Source organism: Paenibacillus sp. BK720, assembly GCF_011761545.1.
Lineage (GTDB): Bacteria > Bacillota > Bacilli > Paenibacillales > Paenibacillaceae > Pristimantibacillus.
Genome location: NZ_JAASRQ010000005.1, coordinates 349469 through 374285, shown reverse-complemented (window position 1 = coordinate 374285; position 24817 = coordinate 349469). Strand labels below are relative to the sequence as shown.

Sequence of the window (24817 nt, the reverse complement as noted above, 5' to 3'; positions counted from 1 at the left end):
GCGCGCCTCATGCCTGCTCCGCCGCCGTCCGATGACGGTAATCCGTTGGAGATTCCCCCGTGTGCTTCTTGAACAGAACGCTGAAATACTGCGCATCGCTGTAGCCGGTTCTGGCGGCAATCTCGTAGGTTCGAAGCCCGGTAAACTTCAGCAGCTCCTTCGCTTTGTCCATCCGGACCGCAGTGACATACTCGACAAAGGTTCTGCCGGTGTGGGCTTTGAAAGCCGCGCTGAAATAACTGACGCTCATATGAACCTGCTTGCAGACGCCTTTGACCGATAGATTCTCGTCCTCGTAATTAGACTCCAGATAGGCGATCGCTTCTTCAATCTGCGAGCGGCATTGATCGCGGCGTGTGGCCGTTACGCTATAAACGGCTTGCCGGCAGGCCGTCTTCAGCCATTCCCCGATCTCTTCCATCGTCCTGAGCCGGTAGATCTCGGTCATCGGGTTAATGCCTTCTCCGAACGCCTCGGACTCCTTGCAGCCAATATCGCCAAGCGCCTGCATGACGGCAAGAATCGTTCTTTGAATACGCAAATAGCAGTGATCGATGCTGGTCAGTTCCGCTTTGTTATACCGGATCAGCGCTTCGATAGCGCGCTCAACTTCATCCGCCGTGCCGGTCTTGATCCCGGCTATTAATTCGCGGTCGAATTCGGCCGGATGACCGGCCGGCGAGCTTCGGCGCTTTTCCATGTCCAGAATGCTGATGACGCTGTTGTCGCCAAGGACAAGCCGATAGTCCAATGCCGCGGCCGCAGCCTTGCAGGTCTCTCTGATTCTCGTATAGCTATGAACGGTCGTCCCTATTCCGATCGAAACGGTCAGCTTCAGGAATTGAACCGCCGATTGCCGAATGCGCTCGGCCAGCTCCTGCGCCTTCTCTTGCAGCAGCTCCTCGCGCTCCCCGCCAAGGATGGCCATGACCCGTTCCTCCCTGCTCCGGAATACAACGGCCTCCGGCTCCCCGCTAATAATCTCCTGCGCGATATTGTACACGGCAAACCTGAGCAGCTCCCGGTCCGTATCCGCCCCACCCTGCTCTTCGAGCCGGTCCGTGTCGATCGCCAGCCCCAGATAGCAAGGCCCCGTCAGTCGAATCCGGAAATAGCGCAGACGCGCCGCAATCTCCTTCTCGCTTAAGGCCATCGTCGACATCCGCTCGAGGAAGCGTTCCTTGAGGAGCGGCATGCTCTCATGCAGCTGGCTTTGCAGCCGGGCCAGGTCCTCCCGCTCCCTCTTCTCCTCGTCCAGCTCCAGCCGGAGCTTATGCAGCATCGCCGAGAACTCGGCTGCCGTTACCGGCTTGAGGATAAAATCCTTTACCTTCAGCTTCAGCGCCTGCTGCGCGTATTCGAAATCGTCGTAGCCGGTCAGGATTACGACCTTTGTCTCCGGATACCGTTCCATGACTTCGCGGGACAAGGCGAGCCCGTCCATAAACGGCATATTAATATCGGTCAGCACGATATGCGGCTGCAGCCGTTCGATCTCCTCCAGCGCATGTACGCCGTTCTCGCAATCCGCCACGCACCGAAAACCAAGCTCCTCCCACGGGATGCGCTCCCTGATGCCTTCCCTTACGACCGCTTCATCGTCAACCAGCACTATCGTATACAAGGACGTTCCCCCTACTGCCTATCAGGATTGGAATTGTATGCGCTTTTATTATAGTAGGGAGAGTCGGAGGGCGGCAATGAGGAAAATGCTCTACCGTCCGAGAAAATGCGCCACAAAAGGGCGGTATGGGGATTGCTCCGGTATCGCAAGCGCGATCCGCCGCAGGCAGGCCTGGAATTGTCCAAGCAGCAGCTTGCCCGTCCAAGCCTCGGGCAGCAGAGGGTCCGGAAGCATCGGATCGCGCAAACCAAGCTCGGCAATGACTTCGCCCAGCTCGAGGAAAAGAACAAACAGCGGCAGCCCGCCGCCCGTGCCTGTTCCCGCTGCTACGAGTTCCGTAAGCGCTGGCTCCAAGCCTTCGCGGAACCAGCGCTCCTTTTCCCGATATAGCTCTTGAAGCTCTTCAAGCGGCCATAAGGAAGCTGCCTTTTCCGGCGTGATGCCGTTATGTACAATCCTTGTATTCGTAACCGTTATATATTCCGTAACCTCGCACTGAAGGGCAAGCCGGATAACCTCTTCCCGGTAATCCCATGGCGAGACGTAGACGCTCTTGTACAGCGAGCCGAAGCCCAGCTGCAGCAGCTCCGATCGGAAGCTATCCCTGCGGCGCCGTTCCGATTCCGGAATTTCGAACATAACCATGCACCATTGCCCGTCCCATTCCTTCCCGTATAAACCGGGCTTAGCGTTAATGATCCGGATGAATTCCTCGCCAAGCGGCGTTGCCTTGTAGCGGGAGCGTTCCGCCGATTCGGCATATCCGTCCTTCTTCAGCTTGGAGAGCGCGTTGCGCACGATTTGATGGGAGATGCCCCGCGCTTCATACACCTCGACAAGACGGCTTACGGAAGCTCCGGAACCGGCTCCGTCCCCGCTTGCGAGAAGATACAGCAACTGTTTTTCTATCGACAACAACGGACCCACAACTCCCCTCGCAAAAAAACAAGCCGAAATGATTGACATTTATTCACTGTTAGTAATATAACATAAATATATACGATCGTTAATTTTTTTATTATAAAATTTAATTTTGAAAGCGAGGTCCCGCTAATGCGCATTGATTATCACGGGCATTCCTGCATCCAAGTAACCCACGATGCTTATTCCGTCATCATTGATCCCTTCTTGACCGGCAATCCCGTCACCACTCCGCGTATAGACCAAATTAAAGTCCAATACATTCTATTGACTCACGGTCACTCCGATCATATCACCGGCGCCATTCCGTTGGCAAAGCAAAACGATGCGCCCATAGTCGCCGTCGAAGAATTGGCGGTGCATCTGGGAAAGCATGGCGTTGGGGTCGAACCGATGCATGCCGGCGGAGCCTGGGATTTTCCGTTTGGGCGCGTCTATCTCACTCCCGCCCTTCACGCCTCATCCTCCCTTAACGAAGAAGGCAAAATCGTCTACACGGGCTCACCGGTCGGCATTATCCTTCAAATGGGCGGGGTTACCTTGTACCACGCCGGCGATACCGGTTTGTTTGGCGATATGCGCCTGCTTGGAGAACGGTTCGATATCGACATCGCCTTTCTGCCGATCGGAGGACGCTTCACGATGGATCCTGGCGATGCCTCGGTAGCCGCGGAGTGGATCGGCGCGCGTTATATCGTTCCCATTCACTACAATACGTTTCCGGTCATTGAGCAGGATGCAGCCGCATTCATTCGCATGCTCCGGCAAAAAGGGATCGCCGGCACCGCGCTTGAACCCGGGCAGCATTTGAACGTCCAGCCAAAGCCAAGGGCAGAGGAATTGAGATGATGAATATCCTGCATACCTTCCTCTATATCATCGTCCCGATCCTTATTCCGCTCGCAATCGGCGCGCTGCTCCACCGCAAGTTCAAATTCGAGCTTGGCGGTTTCTCCAAGATGCTCATGTATTACTACATTCCCGCTCTTGCTTTCGTGAAAGTGTACCAAGCCGAGCTTACCGCTTCTTTGCTGGCCACGATATTCGTATTCCTTGCCGCGCAATTTATCGCCATCGTGCTGATCGGCCAGGGCGTCAGCCGGATGCTTCGCCATCCAAAGCCGCTTGCCGCCAGCTTCTCCAACAGCATCGCGTTAACGAACAACGGCAATATCGGCATTCCCGTCAATGCCATGGCATTCAAGCATGATCCGTTCGCCATGTCCGTCCAGATGATGGTCGTAACCTTCGAATTGTTCGCGACCTTTACCTTTGGCCTGCTGAATGCCAGCAGGGCGGCAAGCGGGCTTAAACACTCGCTGCTGCAATTTGTTAAAATGCCCGTCCTGTATGCCATTATCGCCGGCACCCTGCTGCGGCTCGTCCCGATCGACCTGCCGGAACCGCTTCTGACTCCCTTATCGGCTGTTGCGGACGGGATGCTCAGCTTTGCCTTGTTTACGATAGGCGCTCAAATGGCCTCTACGATGCTTAAGCTTCATACGATTACCGTCCTATGGAGCAGTCTCATCCGCTTGATTGCCGCTCCGGCCATCGCTTGGCTGCTGCTGGAGCTCATGCATGCGCATAGCGTTACCGCGCAGGCGCTCTTTATCGCCAGCGCGATACCTACCTCCAGAAACAGCGCTGCGCTTGCTCTCGAGTACAACTGTGAGCCCGGATTTGCCGCACAGGCGGTGCTTTTCTCCACATTGCTCAGCAGTATTACGCTTACCGTCATTATTCAACTGTCGGGTGTTCTTTTCCCGGCATAACCGTTAATCCTCCCTACTCCGAGGGAGTCACCGCCAGCTGGAGCTCGCGCTCCAGCTCCTCCGCGTAAGCGTTGCTTATACCGGCTGACCAGCCGAACAGCTCCGCCATATAACGGTGCACGCCGTCCTTCCAGCGGATAACCCGGCTTCGGTCGAACAGGAGGCTGCCGCTGCGGCGAATCCAGAAATCAACCGGCTTGCAGGCCATTTCGTAACGAATCGCATAGAGCAGCTCAAGCAGAAGCGTAACGGGAAGCTTCCGGCGGATCGCTTCCTCCTGCGCTTCGGGCATAAGGCCGAGCACGGTATCGATATTGGAGCCGAACCGGCGGACAAGCCGTTCCGCATCCGGGCCGGCAAGCCCCGCCTTGGCGGCAGCCGCCTTCTTCTCCGCTACAAATCGCTCATACCCCTCCGAACCGCCAACATCGCCGCCCGAGATCGCGAGCGTCTTCGTCCGGCTCTCGCCTATACCGCTCCGCCCGGCTTTAACGAGCTGCTCTGCCGCCTGTTCCATAACGGTCTCGGCCATTTTCCGGTAGCCGGTGAGCTTGCCGCCCGCCATGGAGAGAAGGCCCGAAGACGACACCAGCACCTCGTCGCGCCGCGAAATCTCGGAAGGATTTTTCCCTTCCTGATGAATCAGCGGCCTTACGCCCGCCCAGCTGGACTCCACATCCTCGGCTTCAAGCCCAAGCGTAGGGAACATATCGTTAGCCGCCTTCAAAATATATTGCCGGTCTGCAGCCGTCATCCGCGGATGGACAAGATTCTCCTTGTAGTCGGTATCGGTGGTGCCGATGTACGTTTTTCCGTCGCGGGGAATCGCAAACAGCATCCGGCCGTCCTCCGAGTCGAAGTAAATCGCCTGACCAAGCGGGAACCGCTTCTGGTCGAACACGAGATGAACGCCTTTTGTATGATGGAGCGTCTTGCCTCTCTTGGATCCGTCCTTCTCCCGTATCGTGTCTACCCAAGGGCCGGCGGCATTGATCGTAACCTTCGCCTTCACTTGTCCCGTTTTGCCCGTCAGTTGATCCCTCAGCTCCGCTCCGGCGACCCGCTCGTTCTCGTAGAGCAGCGATTCGGCCTTCACATAAGAAATCGCGTTTGCCCCAAGCTCGACTGCCTTCTTCATCACTTCTATCGTTAATCTGGCATCGTCGGTCCGGTACTCGACATAATAGCCTCCGCCCCTCAGGCCCTGCCGCTTCAGAAGCGGCTCCCGCGTGACCGTCTCGTCCGTTCCAAGCATTTTCCGACGCTCGGCGCGTTTGACCCCGGCCAGAAAATCATACAATCGAAGTCCCAGCGAAGTACTGAACATTCCGAAGGTACCGCCTTTATAAATCGGGAGCAGCATCCATTCCGGCGTGGTCACATGCGGCCCGTTCTCGTACACAATCGCGCGTTCCTTGCCAACCTCGGCTACAACTCCGATCTCAAGCTGCTTCAAGTAACGCAGACCGCCATGCACCAGCTTGGTCGAACGGCTTGACGTTCCCGCGGCAAAATCCTGCATCTCCACCAGCGCCGTCTTTAAGCCCCGCGTAACCGCGTCCAGCGCAATCCCCGCACCTGTAATCCCTCCGCCGATAATCAGCAGATCATAGTCCTCCGCCTGCAGTTTCCCGAACTGCTCCTCTCTCTTTAGAGCGTTAAATAAAGCCGGTTCTCCCCCATGCCCGTTCCCGCTTGCCATTACGAACAGCTCCTATCGCAAATTCTTTATTGATGCGTAAAAAAGAAAACCGCGAACATTCCTCCATTATGCTATTACGCATCCTGAAGAACTGCCACGGTCTTCTCCCTATCGAAAAGCCATTGCCGCCTTTACCGCCTTCTGCCATCCGGCATAAAGCCGATCCGCCTGCTCCTTCGCCATCGCCGGCTCAAAAACAAGGTCCAGCCGCCGCTGCTCCAAAATCTCCCCGCGGCCCTGCCAATAGCCAACCGCAAGCCCCGCCAAATAAGCGGCGCCAAGCGCCGTTGTCTCGCTGATCACCGGCCGTTCAACCGGCACGCCAAGCAGATCGCTCTGGAACTGCATGAGCAGATTATTGCGGATCGCGCCGCCGTCCACGCAAAGCGTTTGCAGCGGAATGCCCGCCGACTGCTCCATCGCGTCCAGCACATCCTTCGTCTGATACGCAATGGACTCGAGCGTTGCCCGGACAAAATGCTCGCGCCGCGTTCCGCGCGTCATGCCGAATACGGCGCCGCGGACCTCGCTGTCCCAGTATGGCGTCCCTAGTCCGACAAAGGCCGGAACGACGTAAACGCCTTCCGTCGAATCGACGGAAGAGGCCAGCTTTTCGCTCTCCTCCGAGGTATCGATCAATTCCATGCCGTCTCGAAGCCACTGTACCGCCGAACCGGCTACAAAAACGCTGCCTTCAAGCGCGTATTCCACCTGCCCGTCAACCCCCCAGGCAATGGTCGTGAGCAGGCCATGCTCCGAACGGATCGGCTCCATGCCGGTGTTCATCAGCATAAAGCAGCCGGTGCCGTACGTGTTTTTCGCTTCCCCTCTCTCAAAGCAGCCATGCCCGAACAGAGCCGCCTGCTGGTCTCCCGCAGCGCCTGCGATTGCAATAGGCCCGCCGAACAAAGCCGCCTCCGTTGTGCCGTACACCTCGGAAGACGAACGAACCTCGGGCAGCATGGAAGCCGGAATATCCAGCCACTCGAGCAGGTCGGCATCCCACCGCAGCTCATGAATGTTGTACAGCAGCGTCCGCGACGCGTTCGAATAATCCGTCACGTGAACCGCGCCGCCGGTCAGCTTCCAGATCAGCCAGCTGTCCACGGTGCCGAATAGCAGCTCGCCGGCCGCGGCTTTGTCACGGGCACCCGCCACCTCGTCGAGCACCCATTTCGCCTTTGTTCCGGAGAAATACGGGTCGATCAGAAGCCCTGTTTTCTCCCGGATCGGCCTCTCATGGCCAGCTTCCTTCAATGCTTCGCAAATACCCGACGTCTGGCGCGATTGCCAGACGACGGCGTTATAGACGGGCTTTCCCGTCGTTTTGTCCCAGATGATCGTCGTCTCCCGCTGGTTCGAGATGCCGATCGCGGCGATGCGCTCCGCCTTCAGGCCTTCCTTCTCAAGCAGCTCGCGTATCACCTTCAGCGAGGTTTCCCACAGCTGCCCGGCGTCCTGCTCTACCCAGCCCGGATGCGGGAACGCGCAGTCCACCGCCGTCTGGGCAACCGCGCGCGGGTTTCCCGCTTTATCGAATAAAATCGCACGTGTGCTCGTTGTTCCTTGGTCCAGCGCGATGATATAGGTTTCCTGCTGCGTCATGATCATCGATCCCCTTTTTCCATAAATCCTGCATCTCCCAAGTACCCGCTTCCACTATTGTATTCTATTCGAGGCGCTGAGCCAAACTCCCTTTGACGGACGCTTGCATTCCCCTAAAATCTCTCCGATACGATCTTCGCCTGCGTGAACAGGAGCAGATAATCGCGGCCTCCCGCCTTCGAATCCGTACCCGACATATGAAATCCGCCAAACGGATGAGCGCCAACCAGCGCCCCCGTGCATTTGCGGTTCAAATACAAATTGCCTGCCATAAACTCGCGCCTAGCTTGCTCCAGATGCGCCCGGTTTCTCGAAATAACGGCTCCCGTCAAGCCAAATTCCGTATTGTTCGCCATTTGAAGGGCCTCGTCGAAGGATTTCGCTCTCGTAAAAGCAAGCACGGGGCCAAAAATCTCCTCCAGCGATATACGGGCATTCGCTTCTACATCCGCAAAGATCGTAGGCTCGATAAAATACCCCACTGAATCGTCGGATGCTCCGCCGGCGACCAGCCTGCCTTCTCCCTTGCCGATCTCGATATATTCCTGGATTTTGCGGAATGCCTTGTCGTCGATAACGGCTCCAACATTCGTGGCGGCATCCGCGGGATCGCCTACCGTAAGCCAATTGGTCCGGTCCAGTACCTTCGCTAGCACCTCGTCGTACACCGCTTCGTGGACGATCGCTCTCGAGCAGGCGGAGCATTTTTGCCCGGAAAAGCCAAAGGCCGATGCGACAATCGAATCGGCAGCCAGATCGAGATCCGCTTCCGCGTCCACGATGATCGCGTCTTTCCCTCCCATTTCGGCAATGACGCGCTTGATCCATTTTTGCCCCGGCTGCGTCTTCGCCGCCCGTTCGTTAATTCGAAGTCCAACCTCGCGGGAGCCGGTAAAGCTGACGAATCTCGTCAGCGGATGATCCACCAGATAATCGCCAACCTCGCTTCCCGGTCCCGGCAAGTAGTTGACTACACCAGCGGGAACGCCTGCCTCTTCAAGCAGCTCGAAGAACTGCGCCGCAATAACCGACGTTGGGCTGGCCGGCTTCAGGACAACCGTGTTGCCGCATACGAGAGCGGCCGTAGTCATGCCCGCCATGATGGCGAGAGGGAAATTCCAAGGCGGAATGACAATACCGACGCCAAGCGGAATATAATAAAGTTGATTCTCCTCATCGTCAAGAGGAGTCAGAGGCTGCGGCTTGCTTATTCGCTGCAGCTCGCGCGCGTAAAATTCCATAAAATCTATCGCTTCCGCCGTATCCGCATCGGCCTCGGCGCGTGTTTTGCCCGCTTCAAGGGTCATCCATGCGGAGAACTCATGCTTGCGCCGCCGCAGCAATGCCGCCGCTTTATATAAATACCTGGCCCGCTCGCCTGGCTCGGTATACCTCCAGCTGTCGAAGGTGCGAGCCGCTGTCTGAATGGCCTCTTCCGCAAGACTGGCGTCCGCTTGGGACACTACGCCAATCACCTGATTCTTGGAGGCCGGATTCGTGGACGGCGATGTCCGCGTTGTCGTAATCCGGCGGCCTCCGATCACAAGCGGATACTCCCGGCCCAGCTTGGATCTGACCAGCTCAAGCGCCGCATCGTACGCCTTATTATTTGCTTCCAGCCGAAAATTCGTAAAAGGTTCATTCTTGAATGCTGCCCTCATACCCGCATCCCCCTTCGATACATGCTCACTATTCCATTTATAGTTCATCCGGCAGAACGTTATGTGTCTTAACTGGAAGTCTGGCATGCAAGGATCCATGACGGACTTCCCGGTAACCTACGAAAGGAGCGATAGACAATGGGTGCTGGCCTTTACCGCCGAACGCTGCTAGGCATCACCGGCAACAAGCTTGTGGAGCATCTGTCCATCCGCTACGGCCGCAAGCTCGCTTCCAAATTCATCGCCGGCGACACTCTGGAAGAAGCGATGGATCGAACGGAGGAGCTCAACAGTCAGGGTATCATGGTGACGCTGGACCATCTCGGAGAAGGGATCAAGGACTTGAAGGAGGCCGAGGGCTACAGGGATGAGTATTTAAAAATCGTCCGCGAGATCGCAAGGCGCAAAGTAAACGCCAACGTCTCGCTCAAACCGACCCAATTCGGCCTCGCGCTGGATAAGGAGCAATGTCACGCCAATATCCGGGCGGTGGTGTCGGAGGCGAAGTACAGCCGGATTTTTGTCCGGCTCGATATGGAGGATACGCCCTACACGCAGGCCACCATCGATCTCGTGCGGAAGCTGCATGCCGGCTGGATGACCAATGTCGGCACCGTCATTCAGGCGTATTTGCACCGGTCCGAGGAGGATGTGAAGGCGCTTAGCAAGGAAAAGGTTAACCTGCGGCTGGTGAAGGGTGCTTATAAAGAGCCCCCGGAAGTGGCGTACCAGAATGCGGGGCAAGTGCTCGACAACTTCAAGAAGCTCATCGAGCACCGCCTGAAGAACGGAGTATACACGGCCGTTGCCTCGCATGACGATAAGATCATCAACTTCACCAAGGCTTTCGCCGAGGCGAATCATATTCCGAAGGAAGCCTTCGAGTTCCAGATGCTCTACGGCCTTCGCATGGGTAAACAAGCCGAGCTTGCCCAGGAAGGCTACCGCGTCCGCTGCTACGTGCCTTACGGCACGATGTGGTACCCTTACTACACCCGCCGTTTGGCCGAGAAGCCGGCAAACCTGGTGTTGGTTTTGAGGAATATGTTTAAGTAACCGCAAAGCCCGGTGAAGGTTTGCACACTGGGCTTTGTCGGGTAACCGCAAAGCCCGGTGAAGGTTTGTACACTGGGCTTTGTCGGGGAAATTTCAAGGATAGACCCTCGCAGCCTCCCTCATCCCGCTAACGAAACGTAGTATCGTTATTTCCGGAAAAACGGCCGTTTTCTAAATCTAACGAAACCAGGTATCGCTATTCGGTCGTTTTCAAGCCAAATGCAGCTCGTTCGCCCCAAATAACGATACTGAGTTTCGCTAGAAATGAGAGCTGCTGCAAATGCTCTAGATAAGGTGTTGTAGTTTCGTTAGCCCCACGCGAAGGCTATCACCACCACCGCCACATCACTCAACTAGTTGCCCAGCAAAATCAGCTCTTTCGGGTAGCTGGTCAACACGCGCACGGAGCCGTCCGCTTGAATGTACACGTCGTCCTCAATCCGGACGCCGCCGATCGCCGGATCATAGATGCCCGGTTCAATCGTAAACAGCAGGCCCGGCTCGATAATCGATAGATTCTGCCCCGAAACGGAGGGCTGCTCATGCACATCCATGCCAAAGCCATGGCCGAGGCGATGCGTGAACAGCGGCCCAAAGCCCTTCTGCTCAATTACGCCGCGGGCCGCTTGATCCACGGAGGCCAGCGTTACGCCGGCTTTTGCCGCCGCGATTCCCGCCATGTTCGCCGCGAGCACCGTATCATAGATGGCGCGCTGCTCTTTTGAAGCCTCGCCCATCACAAAGGTTCTCGTAATGTCGGAGCAATAGCCGCCGGCCTGTACGCCGATATCGATCAGCACAAAATCGCCATGCTTGATCTTGTCGTAACCCGGCGTGCCATGCGGCAGCGCGGAACGCGCGCCGGTCAGCACGATCGACTCAAACGCCGGGCGGTCCGCGCCAAGCTTGCGCATTTGGTACTCGATTTCCGCCGTCAGCTCCAGCTCCGTCATGCCGATTTTGGCATGGGAAGCGGCGTGGGCTACGACCTTCTCCACCATAAGGACGGCATTTTGCACCTTGCTGATTTCTTCTTCGCTTTTTTTCGTGCGCAGGGACAGAATAAAGCCCTCGAGATCAACGAATCGCGTTCCGCCCAAAGCCGCCTGAATACGCTCGGCCTTGGCGATCGACACCGCTTCCTTCTCAATGCCCGCTGCCGCCACTCCCGATGCCGTGTGCTGCTTCAGCACCTCGTAAGCATTCTGCGTATCCGAGATCGGAACAAGCTTGCCGTTCCCCCCAAAAGGCTCTGCCGCCGACAGGTCGAGAAGCGGCATATACAGCGTCTCCTCCCCCGTCCGCGCATCCAGCGCTAACGCCAGGAACCGCTCATGCGGATTGCAGGAAAATCCCGTAAAATAATATACATTCGTCGGTGACGTAATAAAGGCGATATCAATGCCGTTCTCTTTCAAGTACGCAGCCAGCTGCCCTTTTCTCTGTTGCCATATCGATTCCATGCTTCTTCACTCCGTTTCTCATTAAAAACCTACCCTGCTATTATAACCCCGTCCCGCGCCGTAACCAACAATCCGGCCTCTCCTCTACCATTTTGAAATTCCGAACAAATAAGTTCATACTATAGCTATAGGATCCAGTGGAAACTATACATATCGTTAACGAGAGAGGAATGAAGCCCCGTGCTGACTTTTGAGCAAAAATTAAACAACTATGCGGACATCATCGTAAAAATCGGAGCGAACATACAGCAAGGACAATCGGTCATGGTTAATGCGACAATCGACGCGCCAGAGCTCGTTCGACTCGTCGTGAAAAAAGCGTATGAAGCCGGTGCCTACCAAGTGAAGGTATTCTGGCATGACGACGCGGTATCCCGCATTCATTATGATCTTGCTCCGCTTGAATCCTTCCTGGAGGAGCCAAAATGGTCCGCCGGCGAAAAGCTCGAGATGGCGGAAAAAGGCGCAGCTTCCATTACGATCGGATCCGCCGATCCCGATCTGCTCCGCGGCGTGCCGCAGGAAAAAATCCGCAACGCGGACCGTACGGCGCGCAAAGCCAACGAAAAATACCGTCAAATGTCCCAGGCCTTCAAATTTACCTGGTCGCTGGCAACAGCCCCTTCCGCTGCATGGGCAGCCAAGGTCTTCCCGGAGCTTCCGCAGGAGGAGCAGGTCGCAAAGCTGTGGGATACCATCTTCCAAATGGTACGCGCCGACCAGCCGGATCCTATCGCCGCTTGGGAAGCGCACATCAAGCAGCTCAAATCCAAAGCGCAATATTTGAACGATAAAGCCTATAAATATCTGCATTACGAAGCCCCTGGCACCGATCTGACGCTCGAAATGCCGAAGGATCAAATCTGGCTTGGCGGCAGCAAGCAAAATGAGCAAGGCACCTGGTTTGTTCCAAACCTGCCAACCGAAGAAGTCTACTCGGCACCGCTTCGTACCGGCGTGAACGGAACAATCTCCAGCACGAAGCCGCTTAGCTATAACGGCAATATCGTCGATAACTTCTCGTTTACTTTCGAGAATGGCCGCGTTGTCGATTTCAAGGCGGAGCAAGGCGAGGAAACCATTAAAGGCCTGCTCGATACCGATGACGCAGCAAAATTCCTCGGCGAAGTTGCCTTGGTTCCGCACACCTCGCCAATTTCGGATTCGAATATTTTGTTCTACAAAACGATCTTCGACGAAAATGCTTCCTGCCATCTCGCATTGGGCAGCGCATACGCGTCCTGCATCAAGGGCGGCGCCGGCCTGTCGCGCGAGGAGCTGCTCGCAAGAGGGCTGAACCAAAGCATGGCGCATACCGACTTCATGGTTGGCTCCGCCGAGCTCAACCTCTACGGCATTACCGAAGACGGCACCCGCGAGCCGATCCTGGTTAACGGCAACTGGGCATTTTAAATCGACAGGATCCTATAGAGTTTTTTATCGACGGTGATCCTGCCGAGAAAACATCTCCTTCCAGTCGCTGTTGAAATCGTGAGGATTTGAATCAAGTTGTTAATTGTAATCTCACGATTTCAAAGGCAAGCGTTACACTCTTCCAGGAGATGTTTTCTCTTCGGATCCTATCGATTATTTTTGAGACAAAAGTAGTGGAACTAGGCTTTATGCCGGTTCCACTCTTTTTTGTCCCCCCACACCGATTGATAGGTGGAGAAGGAAAGTATCTCGTGGAGGAGCGTTAGCGCTTGCCTTTGTTACTCTTGATATAACCGATAAAACTTCAATCAGAAATATCAAGATAACAACAGCAACCGGAAGGAGATACTTTCCTGCGTAACATCATCAATCTCCCCTCTCGATACTTTCCTGCGTAACATATCGATCTATTAATCCCTTCATCTCTAGCATGCGCCGCGACCGACTCTACTATTAAACATAGACTATAGAAGATCTCATCTATCAGGAGGAGGCTCCCCCCTTGATTCATCAGAATGTGAAGTCCTACCGCTACCGCGTCGGCCGCAACAACTATATCGTTATTAACATTTATCAGACCGCCAAGGCATCGGCCGAGGCCGGCAATGTGCTCGCGAGCAACGCCGTTAACGTGCAAATCATGAAGCGGCTGGCGAAGCAAAACAAGAAGCGCAAACGTTAATGAACCTCTTCATCCGTCCAAACAATGGCGAGGAGGTGATTCGAATGGGTCGCAAAAGAACGAAATCCGCCGACAAGAACATTGTCAAATGGAGCAAAGGCACAACCAACGTCCGCGTCGGCCAATCGGCGAACGCAACGATTAACCAAGGCGGCAACGCGTTTGCCATTAACGCAACGGAGATTGGCGTCGTCCGCATCCGCCCCGGCGCACAGGGCTAAGCAAATCCAAAAGAAAAGCAGGGCTGTTCGCGCGGAGGTCAAGCTCCCCGCAGCAGCCCTGCTTTTATTGCGATGAACCGCACGACATACAGCACGCTGACTACCGTCATCATATCGAAGCAGACGTTAAACAGGAATAAATGCTTGCCGAGATCCGCCTCCCCGTCACCGACGAGAGGTACCGTAAAGCCACACATCCCGGTAAGCGCAAGTACAAACAAAACCTCCAGATACAGCCGCTGCCGGATCGATTTCCGCCGCCTCCCATACTCCACGGCAAGAATGACGAGATACGCCGCCGCAAACGCCGCAACAAAACCAAAGTTGTTCGGCATAACCTTCAGCTTAAACGTACTCCAGGCGCTATAGGCGTAACTAACTGCCCCGTAAGGCTTGCCCGCCTCCTTCTCATAGCTGCCCAGGTACAAAGGCCGGATGCTCATTCCGTTCTGCGCTGCACGCTTAAGCTTCTGCAGGAGCCTGTCCGGATGTTTCGCATAATACAGCAGCACATCTTTATGGCTGATCCCCTTCAGCGCCGCAAGAATGCGGGGGTCATCCTGCTTGATCGCCGTGTCCTTCTGAAAATAATTCGTACCCGCATTCACCTTGAATTCCTCCGGCAAACCTAGCTCCCTAAGATCCGATGCCGGGTCCGGCGAATCCTTCAACACCCCAAAAAACACCGTTTGATACAGATTGATGTGCTTCAGTTCGTTTGGCGCTGCGGCATACATCGTGACGGTGGCAAGCAGCAGCACGGCTGACCAAATCCCGACCGTCCATCTCCATCCACGGTCGGAACGCAGCCTCCAGTAACGCAAGCCCAGCAGCAGGAGCAAAAGCCCGATCGGAGCGTTTTGCAGCTTGGTGCCGACAAGACAAACAGCGGACAAATAAAAAGCCGTCAGCAGCCAGACCGAAGGCTTGTCCGAGCGAGGCAAGGCAAGCGCCAATCCGAAGGTAAGCAGCATAAAGATGACGGTGACCGCTTCCCCGAAAAACGAGTTGAAATAAGCGACGTACCCGATATCCAGAAATACCAGCGCCAAGCTTGCGATAAGTACGGCATTAAAGAGCACCGAACGCTGTTTATTGTATTTAACGATCACGTACAAAGCCGCAGCGTACAGGACGGAATAGAGGAGCGATAAAATCCGGATGTCAAACACCTGCGAGTTTGCGGCCCGGCCGATCATCCCCGCAATAAAGACTAGGATAATCTGGGAAGAGAGATAGCTCTCAGCCGAGAATGGCCCGTAATGATACAACGCGTGAAAATACCCGAAGTACTTATCCCGGTACGATTCGCCGGGATCGGCGAAATCGATGCCGCCCGCCAGCATGATGCGGTAAAAGTCGCCATTATTCGCAACTCCCACGGGACTGAAGAACAATAGCGGCAATAAGACTGCGGCTGCAACGATAACGGTCAACCATTCCAAACGAATCCTTATTTTCAACGAAAACCTCCGACAAATCTCTACATTTTTGCATGTATGACCTGACTTCCGGACTAGGACTTTATGTGGACAGCCTCTGTTGTGGATATGTTATTAACTTTATGTAAAGTCTCGTTATTATTGGGGATTACTCATGTTGATAATGTGGATAAGCCTGTGGATTAATTAAATTGTCCGTACAGGAAAAAGATATAATCCGTAGCAACGCCCGGATGGCCCTGCTGTCTTAGTATAGCCGTCACGTTCCCCCGATGATACGTACCGTGGTTAACGACATGCTGAATAATGCCCGATAACGGCGCCGTCATGGATCCAAATCTCGGATGCGTAATCGTCGTCAGCTTGTCCAGGTCTTCCACACCAGCGATATAGGCACGGAACCGGTCTGCTATCCGGCTGTAGCATTCTTCCAGCGATGCCGCAGTCATCCCCTTTACTTCCTCCGTCTTGCGGTTAACCAAACCAATCAGATCCGTCTCTTCCCCCAGCAGGACGGCAAGCCACAGCTCGTCGCGGACATACAGATGCTCCAGCACCGCGGCTACGGACGGGAACACGCTTTGCACCTCTGCCGCGTACGCTTCTTCGGGAAGCTGTTTCAAATGCTCGAACAACCGATTGTTGGCCCATGCATGATATTCGAATTGGCGGATGATTTCATGACTCATTCCTGCTCATCTCCCTAGGTACAATGAATAGATTCCTCATCTATTTTACCAAAGTTTTCTATTTCCCTTCAACAAACCGGGGCACCACTTTTTCCCGAGCTATCGAAATGAAACCTTATCGAGCGTATAATCGTATGTAGGTGTTATAAGCTCCAATATTGAAAATCGAAAATTCCGGGAGGATGTTTAAAATGTCTATTTTCAAACGACTTCGTGACCTTACTTTATCGAATGTGTACGCTCTGATTGAGAAAGCGGAAGATCCGATCAAGCTGACTGACCAATATATCCGGGACATGCAAGAAGATCTTGAGGATGCCGAAAAAGCCGTAGCGGCCCAAATCGCCCTCGAGAAAAAATTCAAGCAGCTGTATGAAGAACAAGCTCAGCTGGTTGAAAAACGCGGCGAGCAAGCTCATATTGCCGCTCAAGCTCAGAATGTCGACCTTGCCCGCCGGGCACTGGAAGAGAAAAAAGCGGCCGAAGCGAAAGCAGCCGAATACAAAACAAGCTTCGATAACAACAAAGCAATGGCGGATAACCTTCGTGCGAAGCTCGATGAAATGCGCAAGCAGTTGACGGAAATGAAGAACAAGCGCGAGACGCTGGTTGCCCGCTACCAAGCGGCCAAAGCGCAAGAGCACATCAACAAATCGCTCGCGGGCTTCAGCTCCGATTCCGCTACCGCCGGCCTGAAGCGCATGGAAGAAAAGATGCTTCAAGCCGAAGCGCGCGCCGAAGCATCGAACGAACTTGCGCAATCCAAAGGCAAATCGCTTGACGACGAGTTCGCGGCTCTTGGCAAGGACAAAGCGGTTGAAGACGAGCTTGCCGCTCTGATGAAGCAGTACGAAAAGAAGGAATAGCACCTGCACGCATGGAATAAAATGGACTGACGCAAACAGGTCCGCCGGCGCCATAGCTTAACGGCAGCGCCGGCGGATTTTGCAGTTCTATTACTTTATTGGGGGAAAGATGGTCATGACTTGGACGGATTTGCTGCAAATTCCGGTGTGGACGGGCGCTGGGGCGCTTCTGCTTTTTATCCTCATGTATTTAGATTCATTGTCCACGAAATACCATGATTTTAAGGAAATGAAAGATGGTAATATTGCTGTAGCGGTCCGCTTTGTCATGAAGCTGGGCGCACAGGCGTACATCCTTGCCTCGTCGATCGGACAGGCAACTTACATGTGGGAAGCTCTTGTGATCTCGCTTGTATCGTTTATTACGCTATTGATTGTTGAAGCGATCTTCCGGATTATCTTCGGGGCCGTTGCCGGCATTCAGCTGGACAAAGGCATCCACGAGGGCAAGGTCGGCTACGCGCTGATCGCCGGCTCCCTTCACATTGCTGGTGCGCTGATTATTGCTTCGGTCTAACAGAACGATCGTACGAAGGAGTAAACCTTGATGAGCATTTTTAAACGGATTAAAAATATGATGGCAAAGCCTGAGCCGGTGAAAGCGGAGAAAAGCATCCTGTCTCTCGCACCCGGCGATGTATGCGAAGTCTCCCTGGTCACGTATCAAGTAACCGGCAGCAGCCGGAACCGCAGCCGCAACGCTGTCGTGCTGACGCTGCAGGACGGAAGCGATATCCGCTATCTGTCGATTGAGGAACGCGAAAGAACGGTTTTCGCGCTGTATGAGCAAATTGACGGACGACTGGATACCTTTGACGAAGTGCCGACTACCCTGGAGCTGGATGACCGGGCTTATCACATGGAAGAAAACTACTCGGGAATGATTGCGGCAAGCGGCAAAACGCCGTTTATGCAGGGCGGCGAGCAATACGTGTGGCAATATCAGTCCGATGATATGAAGCTGCTCCGCGTGGAATGGCTTGACGGACGCTTCATGCTGTACGTAGGCGAATCGGTGCTGCCCGCAGATGTCCGCGTGATCCGGGGCGCATAAGGCGAAGCTAAGCTATTCTTTTTAGGAGGAGCACGGATGAAGAAGTGGTGGCTTCATAGCATCAAAATTATTCTATTACTCAGCCTCATCGTTCCCATGCTTGCTGCCTGCGCCATCTCCGACACCGTAAAGGAGCAGTATCCGCTGGAATCGGTGAACGGTTCGGGCAGCCAGACGTCTTACGTCTACCGGGCTGCGGACCAGACCGTTCCGGAGGTCGCCAAGCAGCTTGTCGACAAGAAGAAGCCGGAGCAGCAGTCCGCGGAAAGTACCGAGAGGATGTTCCTCGTCTACAGCGACGAGGTGATCCAGATCCAGCAGGCTCCCGACGATCCGTCGGACTCCCTGATCGAGATCGACTCCAAGGAGTATGTGCGGAACAATTACAGCAGCAGCTTCCTGGAGGGTTACCTGCTTGCCAGCGTGCTTAGCGATCTGTTCGATAACGGCAAGTACGGACACGGCAATTACCGCGGTTACACCCAGAAGGATGTCTATAAACCGCAGACCACTTACCACAAGCCAACCGATCAGGATCTGAAAAAAGCACCGCCAATGACGGTAAACCGAACCGGATCCATCTTAAAACGCTCGAAGAACGCCGATTCCACGGCGGTCGGCTCCGGCAGCAGCAGTTCCACCGGCAAGACCGGCAAGGTCATTACCGGCGGCTCGTCATCCAGCTCGTCGAAGAAGAGCTCGGTCTTCACCAAGCCGAAGAAATCGGCTCCGAAGATCCGTATGGGCTCCGGCCGTATATCGCGGCGACGGTGACGACGCGCATGCTTGGCTTAATTGAAGACTAAAACAAATCAACCGCCCGATTGCTCGGGCGGTTGATTTGCTTTAGTCCTCTTTTATCTTAGAAACCAATGTCATCCCGTTCTGCGGCTTTTTGGCCTACAAACTCGGTCATTTCCAGGACGCCGGCATCCTTGAACTTGTCTTGCGCGTTATGAAGGATTTTCAAAGCTTCCTCATCCGATTTCGCGAAGTAGGCCTTCTGCAATTCCGCGTTAAAATCAAAGCCGCCTACCTTGTCGCGATATTGCTGATATTTCGGCCATTCTCTTTCAAGATAGGTCGCGCTTACTTTATCAATGATTTTAATCGGCATTTTCGCCGAGAAGCTTTCCTCCAGCTTATCCCATTGCGTTTTTTGATCATCCGTTTTCGGCCATGTCACCGTATCGGAGAATGCGCCAATGAATCTTCCCGGAAGGAAGTTAAGTCCTTCGTCGCGCTTCAAGTCCGGGTTCTCGTCAAATTGCTTCTTCACGTCCGGAATCCATTGCGGCTTGCCGTCCACCATCGTATAATCCTTGCCCTCAATACCCCAGTAAGCGAGCAGGCGGCCTTCGTCGCTGTTTACGAAATCAAGATAACGCAGCGCCGCATCCGGATCTTTGATTTTCGCGCTCAAGAAGATGGCAGGGAATCCGGAACGTCCCGGTTTCTCAACCTGCGTCGCGATTTCGCCGTTCTTATTCTTCATAGGACCAAGCAGCTCGTATTGCATTTCCGGATTGGTCTTATACAGCGTTTTTTGCAGATCGAGGAGCAGAGGTTGGGCTCCAAATACAGCCAGCTTGCCGGTAGTCAGCTTTTCTTTGGCTGTCGTGTCGGTATTGCTGAACGCTTCAAGATCAAATAATCCGTCCTTGATCAATTTGCGCATATACAGCATTTTGTCTTCTTCGTCTTTGGATAAAGCCCAGAAGGTCAGCTTGCCGTCTTCCTCGCGGAAGTCCGAAATATTGTAACCCGTCCACCCTTTCGTGAATTGGCTGGAATCCCAGCCGTTGTGCATCGTGCCGGCAGGGATAACCGGCTTGCCGCTAATATCTTTAAAATTGCCGTTTTTGATCTTCTCCAGCAAGTCGTACAGCTCTTCCTGCGTATCAATATCCGCCGGATTTACATTCAGCGCCTTCAGAATATCGCCGCGGGCATAAAGACCGTAATTCCAGTTATGAATGCTTTCGATCGAACCGTCAGGCGTTTCCGTTGGAATAATGTACTGCTTGCCTTCCAGATCGGGGCTGTTCATGTCAAACTCAGCGAAGTCCTTGGCAATGCCGGTTGTGACCAGTCTCTTCACATTCGGATATTTATCGAGATAAGGCGTTAAGTCAAGAAGCTGACCTTCCAGCGCGGCTTTTTTGATAACCTGCCCTTCGCCGCCGGTCGTCGACCAGTACGGAGCGTTTACGATATCCGGAACCGTGCCGGAAGCGAACATCGTATTCAGCTTCTCGACTTCGCTTGTCGTGATCGATTCCATCTTGAGCGTGACGCCAGTCTTCTCTCTTATCGCTTTGGCTACCGGATTGTTTACCTGATCCTGCGGAAAGCTTGCTCCGCCGCCATTCCAGGCGCTTAGGAAGGTTAACGTGACCTGCTTGGGTGCATCCGCTTCTTTTTGTCCCGTATTCGTTGCGTTACCAGCAGTTGCATTTGGTTCGTTGTTCCCTCCATTGTCGCTGCACGCCGTCATCGATAATGCCAGAAGCGGGATCGCAGCCGCCAGGCCAAGAGAACCTTTTAATCTGGTTTTACGCATTTGACAAGCCCCTCTCATTTTTTAATTGTATATATAAAAGGCAATGCCTCTTATACCCCTCGCGACTACTCCTTGAGCGAACCTACCAGTACACCCTTTACGAAAAATCTTTGAAGGAACGGATACACGCAGAGGATCGGAGTGGTAATGATGATGACAAACGTCATCCGGAGCGCTTCCGGCGTTACGCCTCGCAGCTCCATTTGAGTCTGACTCATGTTCTGGATATTCGAACCGCTGCTTGAACCCGTCATGGATTGGAAGGACGCCTCGCTGATCATTTTGTTCAGGAACGTTGCCGCAGGCTGAAGATTTTCTTTCGAGATGAAGAACTGCCCGGTAAACCAGTCGTTCCACACGCCAACCCCCACAAACAAAGCTATGGTTGCGAGTACAGGCATGGATAGCGGGAGAATGATTCTTGCAAACACCTGCAGTTCGCTTGCCCCGTCGATGCGGGCCGACTCCGACAAGCTGGGAGGGATCCCGTCAAAAAACGTCTTCATCACAATCGCGTTAAAAAAGTCATACAGCACGGGCAGCACCAGCACCCAATACGTATCGATAATGTGAATTTGCCGGTACAAAATGAAAGTCGGAATCAATCCGCCGCTGAACAAGGTCGTAAAGAAGAAGAAAAAGACGATATATTTCCTTCCGGGCAGACCTTTCCGCGAAAGCCCGTAAGCGAGCAATGAAGTCAGCATGACGGAACATAGGGTAACGATAAAAGTCCGCGAAACCGAAATCGTAAAGGCATTCAAGACCTGCGGATTATTAAACGCCTTGGCGTAGTTCTCGAGCGTAAAAACGCGAGGGTAGAAATAAATGCCGCCTTTCATGGCGTCATAGCCGTCATTGAACGATAGCGCCAAAAAATAAATAAAGGGGTAAAGTGCCGTCAGGCAAAATACGGTCAATACGGTATAATTCAAGCTCGAATAGATTTTATCGGCTGCGGACATCCTTCTCGTGCCCATTCGCGCACCTCCTCAAATGAATGATCACCCAATGGCCATACAGGCCATCGTGATGATTCATACTTCGAAAGCATAATCCTAATGAATGATCACCCTATGGCTTACCATAAAGACACGTCGCTTACCTTCTTGGCTATCTTGTTAACCGTTATGATGAGGACAAGCGAGATCGCCGATTTGAACAGGCCGATCGCCGTGGAATAAGCGAATTGTCCTTGCTGGATACCCGTCTTGAGCACGTAGGTGTCCAATATCTCAGAGACGCTTAACGTAGCAGGCGTCTGCATTAGCCATATTTGATCAAACCCGGCATTCAGAATGCCGCTTAAGGAGAAGATGAGCAGAATGCCGATCGTCGGCACCAAGGTTGGCAGCGTGATCTTGAACAGCTTGCTCCATCGGCCCGCCCCGTCCATTTCCGCGGCTTCGTACAGGTGCGGATCAATGTTGGTCAGCGCGGCCAAATAAATGATCGATCCCCAGCCAATGCCCTTCCAGATATCGGAAGTGATGACCAGAGGATAGAATAAGGACGGCATTCCCATAAAAAAGATCGAATCGAGTCCCATTTTTTCACGGATGTCGTTCACAAGACCAACGTTGGGAGAAAGTATCTTTTGCATCAGGGTTACGACAACGACCCAGGATACAAAGTGCGGCAGGTATGAAATCGTTTGGAAGATCCGCTTTATTTTGCTTCGCATTACGGCATTCAGCATTAAGGCGAGAACAAGCGGCGCCGGAAAACCGAACAGCAGCTTAAGGCCGCTGATCGAGAGCGTATTTTTAAGAACCGAATAAAAGCTGGAATCATTCAAGAACTGCTTGAAGTACCGCAGTCCTTCCCATGGGCTTCCCATTATCCCGAGGTTGTACTTGAAATCTTTAAATGCGATCAGAACGCCGTACATCGGATAATAACTGAACACCAAATACCAAATAACGGCTGGAAGCATAAACAAGTACGCATGCCTGAAATACCAAACTCTAGACCAAGTCTGGCTCTTTTTTTTCGGGATCGGCATAACTTCGACTTTTGCCTCGTTTGCAATCATTGTCTCTTCCACCTCCTATAATGAATAACACATCCACGGTCGGGCACTGCCAGTGATACCATTCATACTTCGCAAGCATTTGCTTAGGCTTAAAAGCAACCTGCTGATTCAATTCGGAATCGACCACTTCTTGCCCATGTGGTGAAAGCGGTTACACCTAAAGATAATATAATATATTTAATATATACAATCAATGCGACCTGCGAACGATATTAGGGGTTAATTGAGCAAAAACGATTGTTTTTCGAACAAAATAGGGATTTCTCTTTCGTTTTCTACTCCTCATATTTTATTTTAATCTATATAATATATTAAATATGTTTGTCGTATTATGTAGTAAAATGGAGTTTTTGGTCGCATAAACGCTAATCTTCGCTTTTCCCGGCAAGACTTTTGACATGGTTGCGTCCGGAAGCAGCCCTGCTCACAACCTATGTTCGTCCGCTTATCCGCTATGGAAGAAAGACGAACATGACCGTAACTTCGCCGTCACATGATTGGTATGCAAGCCCATATACTAGAAGTAACAACACTTGGGATAAGGGGCTGGATGGGCATGAGAAGCAAAGCGCGCAAGGTAGCAATCGTCGGGGTTGGCAACGTGGGTTCAAGCTGCGCGTATTCCCTTATCAATCAGTCGATATGCGATGAAATCATGCTGATCGGACGGACGCCTGACCGCGCAGCGGCACAAGCGCTCGACATGTCGCATGGCATGGATTTTATCCATTCCCGCACGAAAATCTATACCGGTACGTACGAGGATTGCTCGGATATGGACGTCGTCATTCTGTCCGCCGGCGGTTATCCGCCAAAGGGCCAGGACCGGATGGGCATGCTAAGCGCGGTCTCCGACATCTATGGCCATATCGTTCCGCGGATCATGGGCAGCGGGTTTAACGGTATTTTTCTCGCGGCGGCTAATCCGGTTGACGTGGTAACTTACGTCGTATGGAAACTATCGGGACTGCCCCGCGGCCAGGTTATCGGCTCCGGCACGTCCATTGACTCGGCCCGGCTCAAAACGCTGCTCTGCGAGCATTTCTCCGTCGATCCGCGCAGCGTGAACGGCTACGTGCTGGGTGAGCACGGAGAGTCCCAATTCCCGGCATGGTCGCATGTGACGATTGGCGGCAAACCGATTGGGGATATTCTGACCCAGCATCCGGTCCGGTTCGGCCACCTCAAACTGAACGAAATTGCCGAGCAGACCAAGAATGCAGGCTGGGAAATTTACACCCGCATGGGCTCCACCCACTACGGCATCGGCAACGCGCTGGCCTACATTACCCGCTCCGTCCTGAATGATGAACACCGCATCATCGCCGTCTCCTCCATCCTCGAGCAGGAATACAACCAGACGGGCATTGCGGCTGGCGTTCCGGCCATCATCACCCGCAGCGGCGTCAAAGAAATCGTTGAGCTTAATTTGACGCCGGAGGAAAATCGGCAGATGAATTTTTCATGCCGCATTATTCGCGGAGCAATTGAGCAGTTGAAGCTGGGATGATACAATGGAGGGCATCGTTCTTATTCTTAAAAACCGGGAGATAACCGCCATATGTCTTTGAACCAGCTCACTGATCAACAGCTGCAGGAAGCCATCGCAAGCGGAGCTACTGTGCTTGTTCTATACCGCAGCACCTTCTGCACGCCTTGCCATACGATTGCCGGACAGCTCGAGGCCGCTATTCCTTCTCTTCGCGGCGAGATGACCGTTGCCTCGGTTAACATCGATCTGTTCCCGCAGACAGCAGCTCCTCTGGAGCTGCGCGCCGTTCCTGCCATGGCCTTGTATAAGGATGGCGAGCCGATTACGGTGATGCGGACTTTTGTAGCCTGCCAGTCGTTTATTCAAATTCTTAGCCAAAGAACGAAACAATAGATTGATTATTCAGATAACATCAAGTATGATGGTCGTTATATAACATCGAGGAACGGGACAGTAGCAAAGAGGATGACCATGAGCAGCGAGCCGGGTTGGTGAAAGCCGGCGATGGCGCATTTTGCGAAGAGGACCCGGG

23 protein-coding genes and 1 other annotated feature (1 of these 24 only partly in view) are annotated in these 24817 nt (G+C 53.6%); of the genes, 12 read left to right on the top strand and 11 right to left on the bottom strand.

Translation table 11 applies throughout. The features are described 5' to 3' along the window. Window positions 1–7: 7 nt before the first annotated feature. A complete protein-coding gene (locus FHT67_RS20680) occupies window positions 8–1624 on the bottom strand; it encodes a response regulator (protein WP_167201142.1) in 1617 nt (538 codons plus the stop codon). 90 nt (window positions 1625–1714) lie between these two features. Beyond that, window positions 1715–2542: a PaaX family transcriptional regulator C-terminal domain-containing protein gene (locus tag FHT67_RS20675; protein ID WP_167201140.1), complete on the bottom strand. Its 828-nt coding sequence runs from the start codon at window positions 2540–2542 to the stop codon at window positions 1715–1717. A 135-nt stretch (window positions 2543–2677) separates the two neighbouring features. On the opposite strand from FHT67_RS20675, the gene FHT67_RS20670 reads away from it, so the two are divergent. Further along, window positions 2678–3394: a metal-dependent hydrolase gene (locus FHT67_RS20670; RefSeq protein ID WP_167201138.1), complete on the top strand. Its 717-nt coding sequence runs from the start codon at window positions 2678–2680 to the stop codon at window positions 3392–3394. Further along, the gene (locus tag FHT67_RS20665; RefSeq protein ID WP_167201136.1) at window positions 3391–4320 is read left to right on the top strand and encodes an AEC family transporter; all 930 of its coding nucleotides are present in this window, start codon (window positions 3391–3393) and stop codon (window positions 4318–4320) included. Before FHT67_RS20670 ends, FHT67_RS20665 begins: the two co-directional genes overlap by 4 nt. 13 nt (window positions 4321–4333) lie before the next feature. Here FHT67_RS20665 and FHT67_RS20660 read toward each other — a convergent pair whose 3' ends face one another. From FHT67_RS20660 to pruA, 3 genes are all read right to left on the bottom strand, one after another. Further along, a complete protein-coding gene (locus FHT67_RS20660; RefSeq protein WP_167201134.1) occupies window positions 4334–6022 on the bottom strand; it encodes a glycerol-3-phosphate dehydrogenase/oxidase in 1689 nt (562 codons plus the stop codon). 108 nt (window positions 6023–6130) lie between these two features. Beyond that, the gene (gene glpK / locus FHT67_RS20655) at window positions 6131–7627 is read right to left on the bottom strand and encodes a glycerol kinase GlpK (RefSeq protein WP_167201132.1); all 1497 of its coding nucleotides are present in this window, start codon (window positions 7625–7627) and stop codon (window positions 6131–6133) included. A gap of 113 nt (window positions 7628–7740) precedes the next feature. Beyond that, entirely contained in the window at window positions 7741–9288 is a 1548-nt protein-coding gene (gene pruA / locus FHT67_RS20650) for an L-glutamate gamma-semialdehyde dehydrogenase (RefSeq protein WP_167201130.1), read from the bottom strand. A gap of 138 nt (window positions 9289–9426) precedes the next feature. Between pruA and FHT67_RS20645 the strand changes: the two genes are divergently transcribed. After that, the gene (locus tag FHT67_RS20645; protein ID WP_167201128.1) at window positions 9427–10344 is read left to right on the top strand and encodes a proline dehydrogenase family protein; all 918 of its coding nucleotides are present in this window, start codon (window positions 9427–9429) and stop codon (window positions 10342–10344) included. A gap of 353 nt (window positions 10345–10697) precedes the next feature. Here FHT67_RS20645 and FHT67_RS20640 read toward each other — a convergent pair whose 3' ends face one another. Beyond that, a complete protein-coding gene (locus FHT67_RS20640; protein ID WP_167201126.1) occupies window positions 10698–11807 on the bottom strand; it encodes a M24 family metallopeptidase in 1110 nt (369 codons plus the stop codon). A 180-nt stretch (window positions 11808–11987) separates the two neighbouring features. On the opposite strand from FHT67_RS20640, the gene FHT67_RS20635 reads away from it, so the two are divergent. From FHT67_RS20635 to FHT67_RS20625, 3 genes are all read left to right on the top strand, one after another. Continuing rightward, complete coding sequence (locus FHT67_RS20635; RefSeq protein ID WP_167201124.1) at window positions 11988–13220, top strand: aminopeptidase; 1233 nt, start codon at window positions 11988–11990, stop codon at window positions 13218–13220. A 523-nt stretch (window positions 13221–13743) separates the two neighbouring features. Continuing rightward, window positions 13744–13923: a hypothetical protein gene (locus FHT67_RS20630; protein WP_167201122.1), complete on the top strand. Its 180-nt coding sequence runs from the start codon at window positions 13744–13746 to the stop codon at window positions 13921–13923. 44 nt (window positions 13924–13967) lie between these two features. Then, window positions 13968–14144 (top strand): hypothetical protein, encoded by a 177-nt coding sequence (locus FHT67_RS20625; RefSeq protein WP_167200763.1) that lies wholly within the window; start codon window positions 13968–13970, stop codon window positions 14142–14144. 38 nt (window positions 14145–14182) lie between these two features. Here FHT67_RS20625 and wsfD read toward each other — a convergent pair whose 3' ends face one another. Both wsfD and FHT67_RS20615 read right to left on the bottom strand, forming a co-directional pair. Further along, window positions 14183–15607, bottom strand: a complete 1425-nt coding sequence (gene wsfD, locus FHT67_RS20620) for a glycan biosynthesis hexose transferase WsfD (RefSeq protein ID WP_167201120.1) — start codon at window positions 15605–15607, stop codon at window positions 14183–14185. Between the two features lie 161 nt (window positions 15608–15768). Next, window positions 15769–16275: a DinB family protein gene (locus FHT67_RS20615; protein ID WP_132310830.1), complete on the bottom strand. Its 507-nt coding sequence runs from the start codon at window positions 16273–16275 to the stop codon at window positions 15769–15771. A gap of 191 nt (window positions 16276–16466) precedes the next feature. Between FHT67_RS20615 and FHT67_RS20610 the strand changes: the two genes are divergently transcribed. The 4 genes from FHT67_RS20610 to FHT67_RS20595 all read left to right on the top strand — a co-directional run bounded on the left by FHT67_RS20610 (window position 16467) and on the right by FHT67_RS20595 (window position 18969). After that, window positions 16467–17141 carry a PspA/IM30 family protein gene (locus FHT67_RS20610; RefSeq protein WP_167201118.1) on the top strand — a complete coding sequence of 225 codons (675 nt, stop codon included), beginning with the start codon at window positions 16467–16469 and terminating at the stop codon, window positions 17139–17141. Window positions 17142–17256: 115 nt separating this feature from the next. Next, window positions 17257–17658 (top strand): DUF350 domain-containing protein, encoded by a 402-nt coding sequence (locus FHT67_RS20605; RefSeq protein ID WP_132310834.1) that lies wholly within the window; start codon window positions 17257–17259, stop codon window positions 17656–17658. Window positions 17659–17688: 30 nt separating this feature from the next. Further along, window positions 17689–18195, top strand: coding sequence for a DUF4178 domain-containing protein (locus FHT67_RS20600; protein ID WP_167201116.1), 507 nt, complete (start codon window positions 17689–17691; stop codon window positions 18193–18195). 36 nt (window positions 18196–18231) lie between these two features. Next, the gene (locus FHT67_RS20595) at window positions 18232–18969 is read left to right on the top strand and encodes a DUF4247 domain-containing protein (protein ID WP_167201114.1); all 738 of its coding nucleotides are present in this window, start codon (window positions 18232–18234) and stop codon (window positions 18967–18969) included. An 88-nt stretch (window positions 18970–19057) separates the two neighbouring features. Here FHT67_RS20595 and FHT67_RS20590 read toward each other — a convergent pair whose 3' ends face one another. The 3 genes from FHT67_RS20590 to FHT67_RS20580 all read right to left on the bottom strand — a co-directional run bounded on the left by FHT67_RS20590 (window position 19058) and on the right by FHT67_RS20580 (window position 22793). Beyond that, the gene (locus FHT67_RS20590; protein ID WP_132310840.1) at window positions 19058–20758 is read right to left on the bottom strand and encodes an extracellular solute-binding protein; all 1701 of its coding nucleotides are present in this window, start codon (window positions 20756–20758) and stop codon (window positions 19058–19060) included. Between the two features lie 65 nt (window positions 20759–20823). Continuing rightward, entirely contained in the window at window positions 20824–21738 is a 915-nt protein-coding gene (locus tag FHT67_RS20585) for a carbohydrate ABC transporter permease (protein WP_132310842.1), read from the bottom strand. Window positions 21739–21839: 101 nt separating this feature from the next. Beyond that, window positions 21840–22793, bottom strand: a complete 954-nt coding sequence (locus FHT67_RS20580) for an ABC transporter permease (RefSeq protein WP_132310844.1) — start codon at window positions 22791–22793, stop codon at window positions 21840–21842. A gap of 556 nt (window positions 22794–23349) precedes the next feature. Here FHT67_RS20580 and FHT67_RS20575 point away from each other — a divergent pair. Beyond that, on the top strand, window positions 23350–24303 hold the full coding sequence (locus tag FHT67_RS20575; protein ID WP_132310846.1) for an L-lactate dehydrogenase: 954 nt from the start codon (window positions 23350–23352) through the stop codon (window positions 24301–24303). A gap of 51 nt (window positions 24304–24354) precedes the next feature. Beyond that, on the top strand, window positions 24355–24678 hold the full coding sequence (locus tag FHT67_RS20570) for a thioredoxin family protein (RefSeq protein ID WP_167201112.1): 324 nt from the start codon (window positions 24355–24357) through the stop codon (window positions 24676–24678). A gap of 39 nt (window positions 24679–24717) precedes the next feature. Beyond that, window positions 24718–24817, top strand: a binding site (T-box leader); it runs 147 nt beyond the window's last position.

Excerpts from the sequence above, each read along its gene's own strand:
- FHT67_RS20670 (WP_167201138.1), top strand. The coding sequence starts at position 2,678 with ATGCGCATTGATTATCACGGGCATTCCTGCATCCAAGTAACCCACGAT.
- FHT67_RS20665 (WP_167201136.1), top strand. The coding sequence starts at position 3,391 with ATGATGAATATCCTGCATACCTTCCTCTATATCATCGTCCCGATCCTT.
- FHT67_RS20660 (WP_167201134.1), bottom strand. The coding sequence starts at position 6,022 with ATGGCAAGCGGGAACGGGCATGGGGGAGAACCGGCTTTATTTAACGCT.
- glpK (WP_167201132.1), bottom strand. The coding sequence starts at position 7,627 with ATGACGCAGCAGGAAACCTATATCATCGCGCTGGACCAAGGAACAACG.
- pruA (WP_167201130.1), bottom strand. The coding sequence starts at position 9,288 with ATGAGGGCAGCATTCAAGAATGAACCTTTTACGAATTTTCGGCTGGAA.
- FHT67_RS20645 (WP_167201128.1), top strand. The coding sequence starts at position 9,427 with ATGGGTGCTGGCCTTTACCGCCGAACGCTGCTAGGCATCACCGGCAAC.
- FHT67_RS20640 (WP_167201126.1), bottom strand. The coding sequence starts at position 11,807 with ATGGAATCGATATGGCAACAGAGAAAAGGGCAGCTGGCTGCGTACTTG.
- FHT67_RS20625 (WP_167200763.1), top strand. The coding sequence starts at position 13,968 with ATGGGTCGCAAAAGAACGAAATCCGCCGACAAGAACATTGTCAAATGG.
- FHT67_RS20615 (WP_132310830.1), bottom strand. The coding sequence starts at position 16,275 with ATGAGTCATGAAATCATCCGCCAATTCGAATATCATGCATGGGCCAAC.
- FHT67_RS20610 (WP_167201118.1), top strand. The coding sequence starts at position 16,467 with ATGTCTATTTTCAAACGACTTCGTGACCTTACTTTATCGAATGTGTAC.
- FHT67_RS20605 (WP_132310834.1), top strand. The coding sequence starts at position 17,257 with ATGACTTGGACGGATTTGCTGCAAATTCCGGTGTGGACGGGCGCTGGG.
- FHT67_RS20600 (WP_167201116.1), top strand. The coding sequence starts at position 17,689 with ATGAGCATTTTTAAACGGATTAAAAATATGATGGCAAAGCCTGAGCCG.
- FHT67_RS20595 (WP_167201114.1), top strand. The coding sequence starts at position 18,232 with ATGAAGAAGTGGTGGCTTCATAGCATCAAAATTATTCTATTACTCAGC.
- FHT67_RS20590 (WP_132310840.1), bottom strand. The coding sequence starts at position 20,758 with ATGCGTAAAACCAGATTAAAAGGTTCTCTTGGCCTGGCGGCTGCGATC.
- FHT67_RS20585 (WP_132310842.1), bottom strand. The coding sequence starts at position 21,738 with ATGGGCACGAGAAGGATGTCCGCAGCCGATAAAATCTATTCGAGCTTG.
- FHT67_RS20580 (WP_132310844.1), bottom strand. The coding sequence starts at position 22,793 with ATGATTGCAAACGAGGCAAAAGTCGAAGTTATGCCGATCCCGAAAAAA.
- FHT67_RS20575 (WP_132310846.1), top strand. The coding sequence starts at position 23,350 with ATGAGAAGCAAAGCGCGCAAGGTAGCAATCGTCGGGGTTGGCAACGTG.
- FHT67_RS20570 (WP_167201112.1), top strand. The coding sequence starts at position 24,355 with ATGTCTTTGAACCAGCTCACTGATCAACAGCTGCAGGAAGCCATCGCA.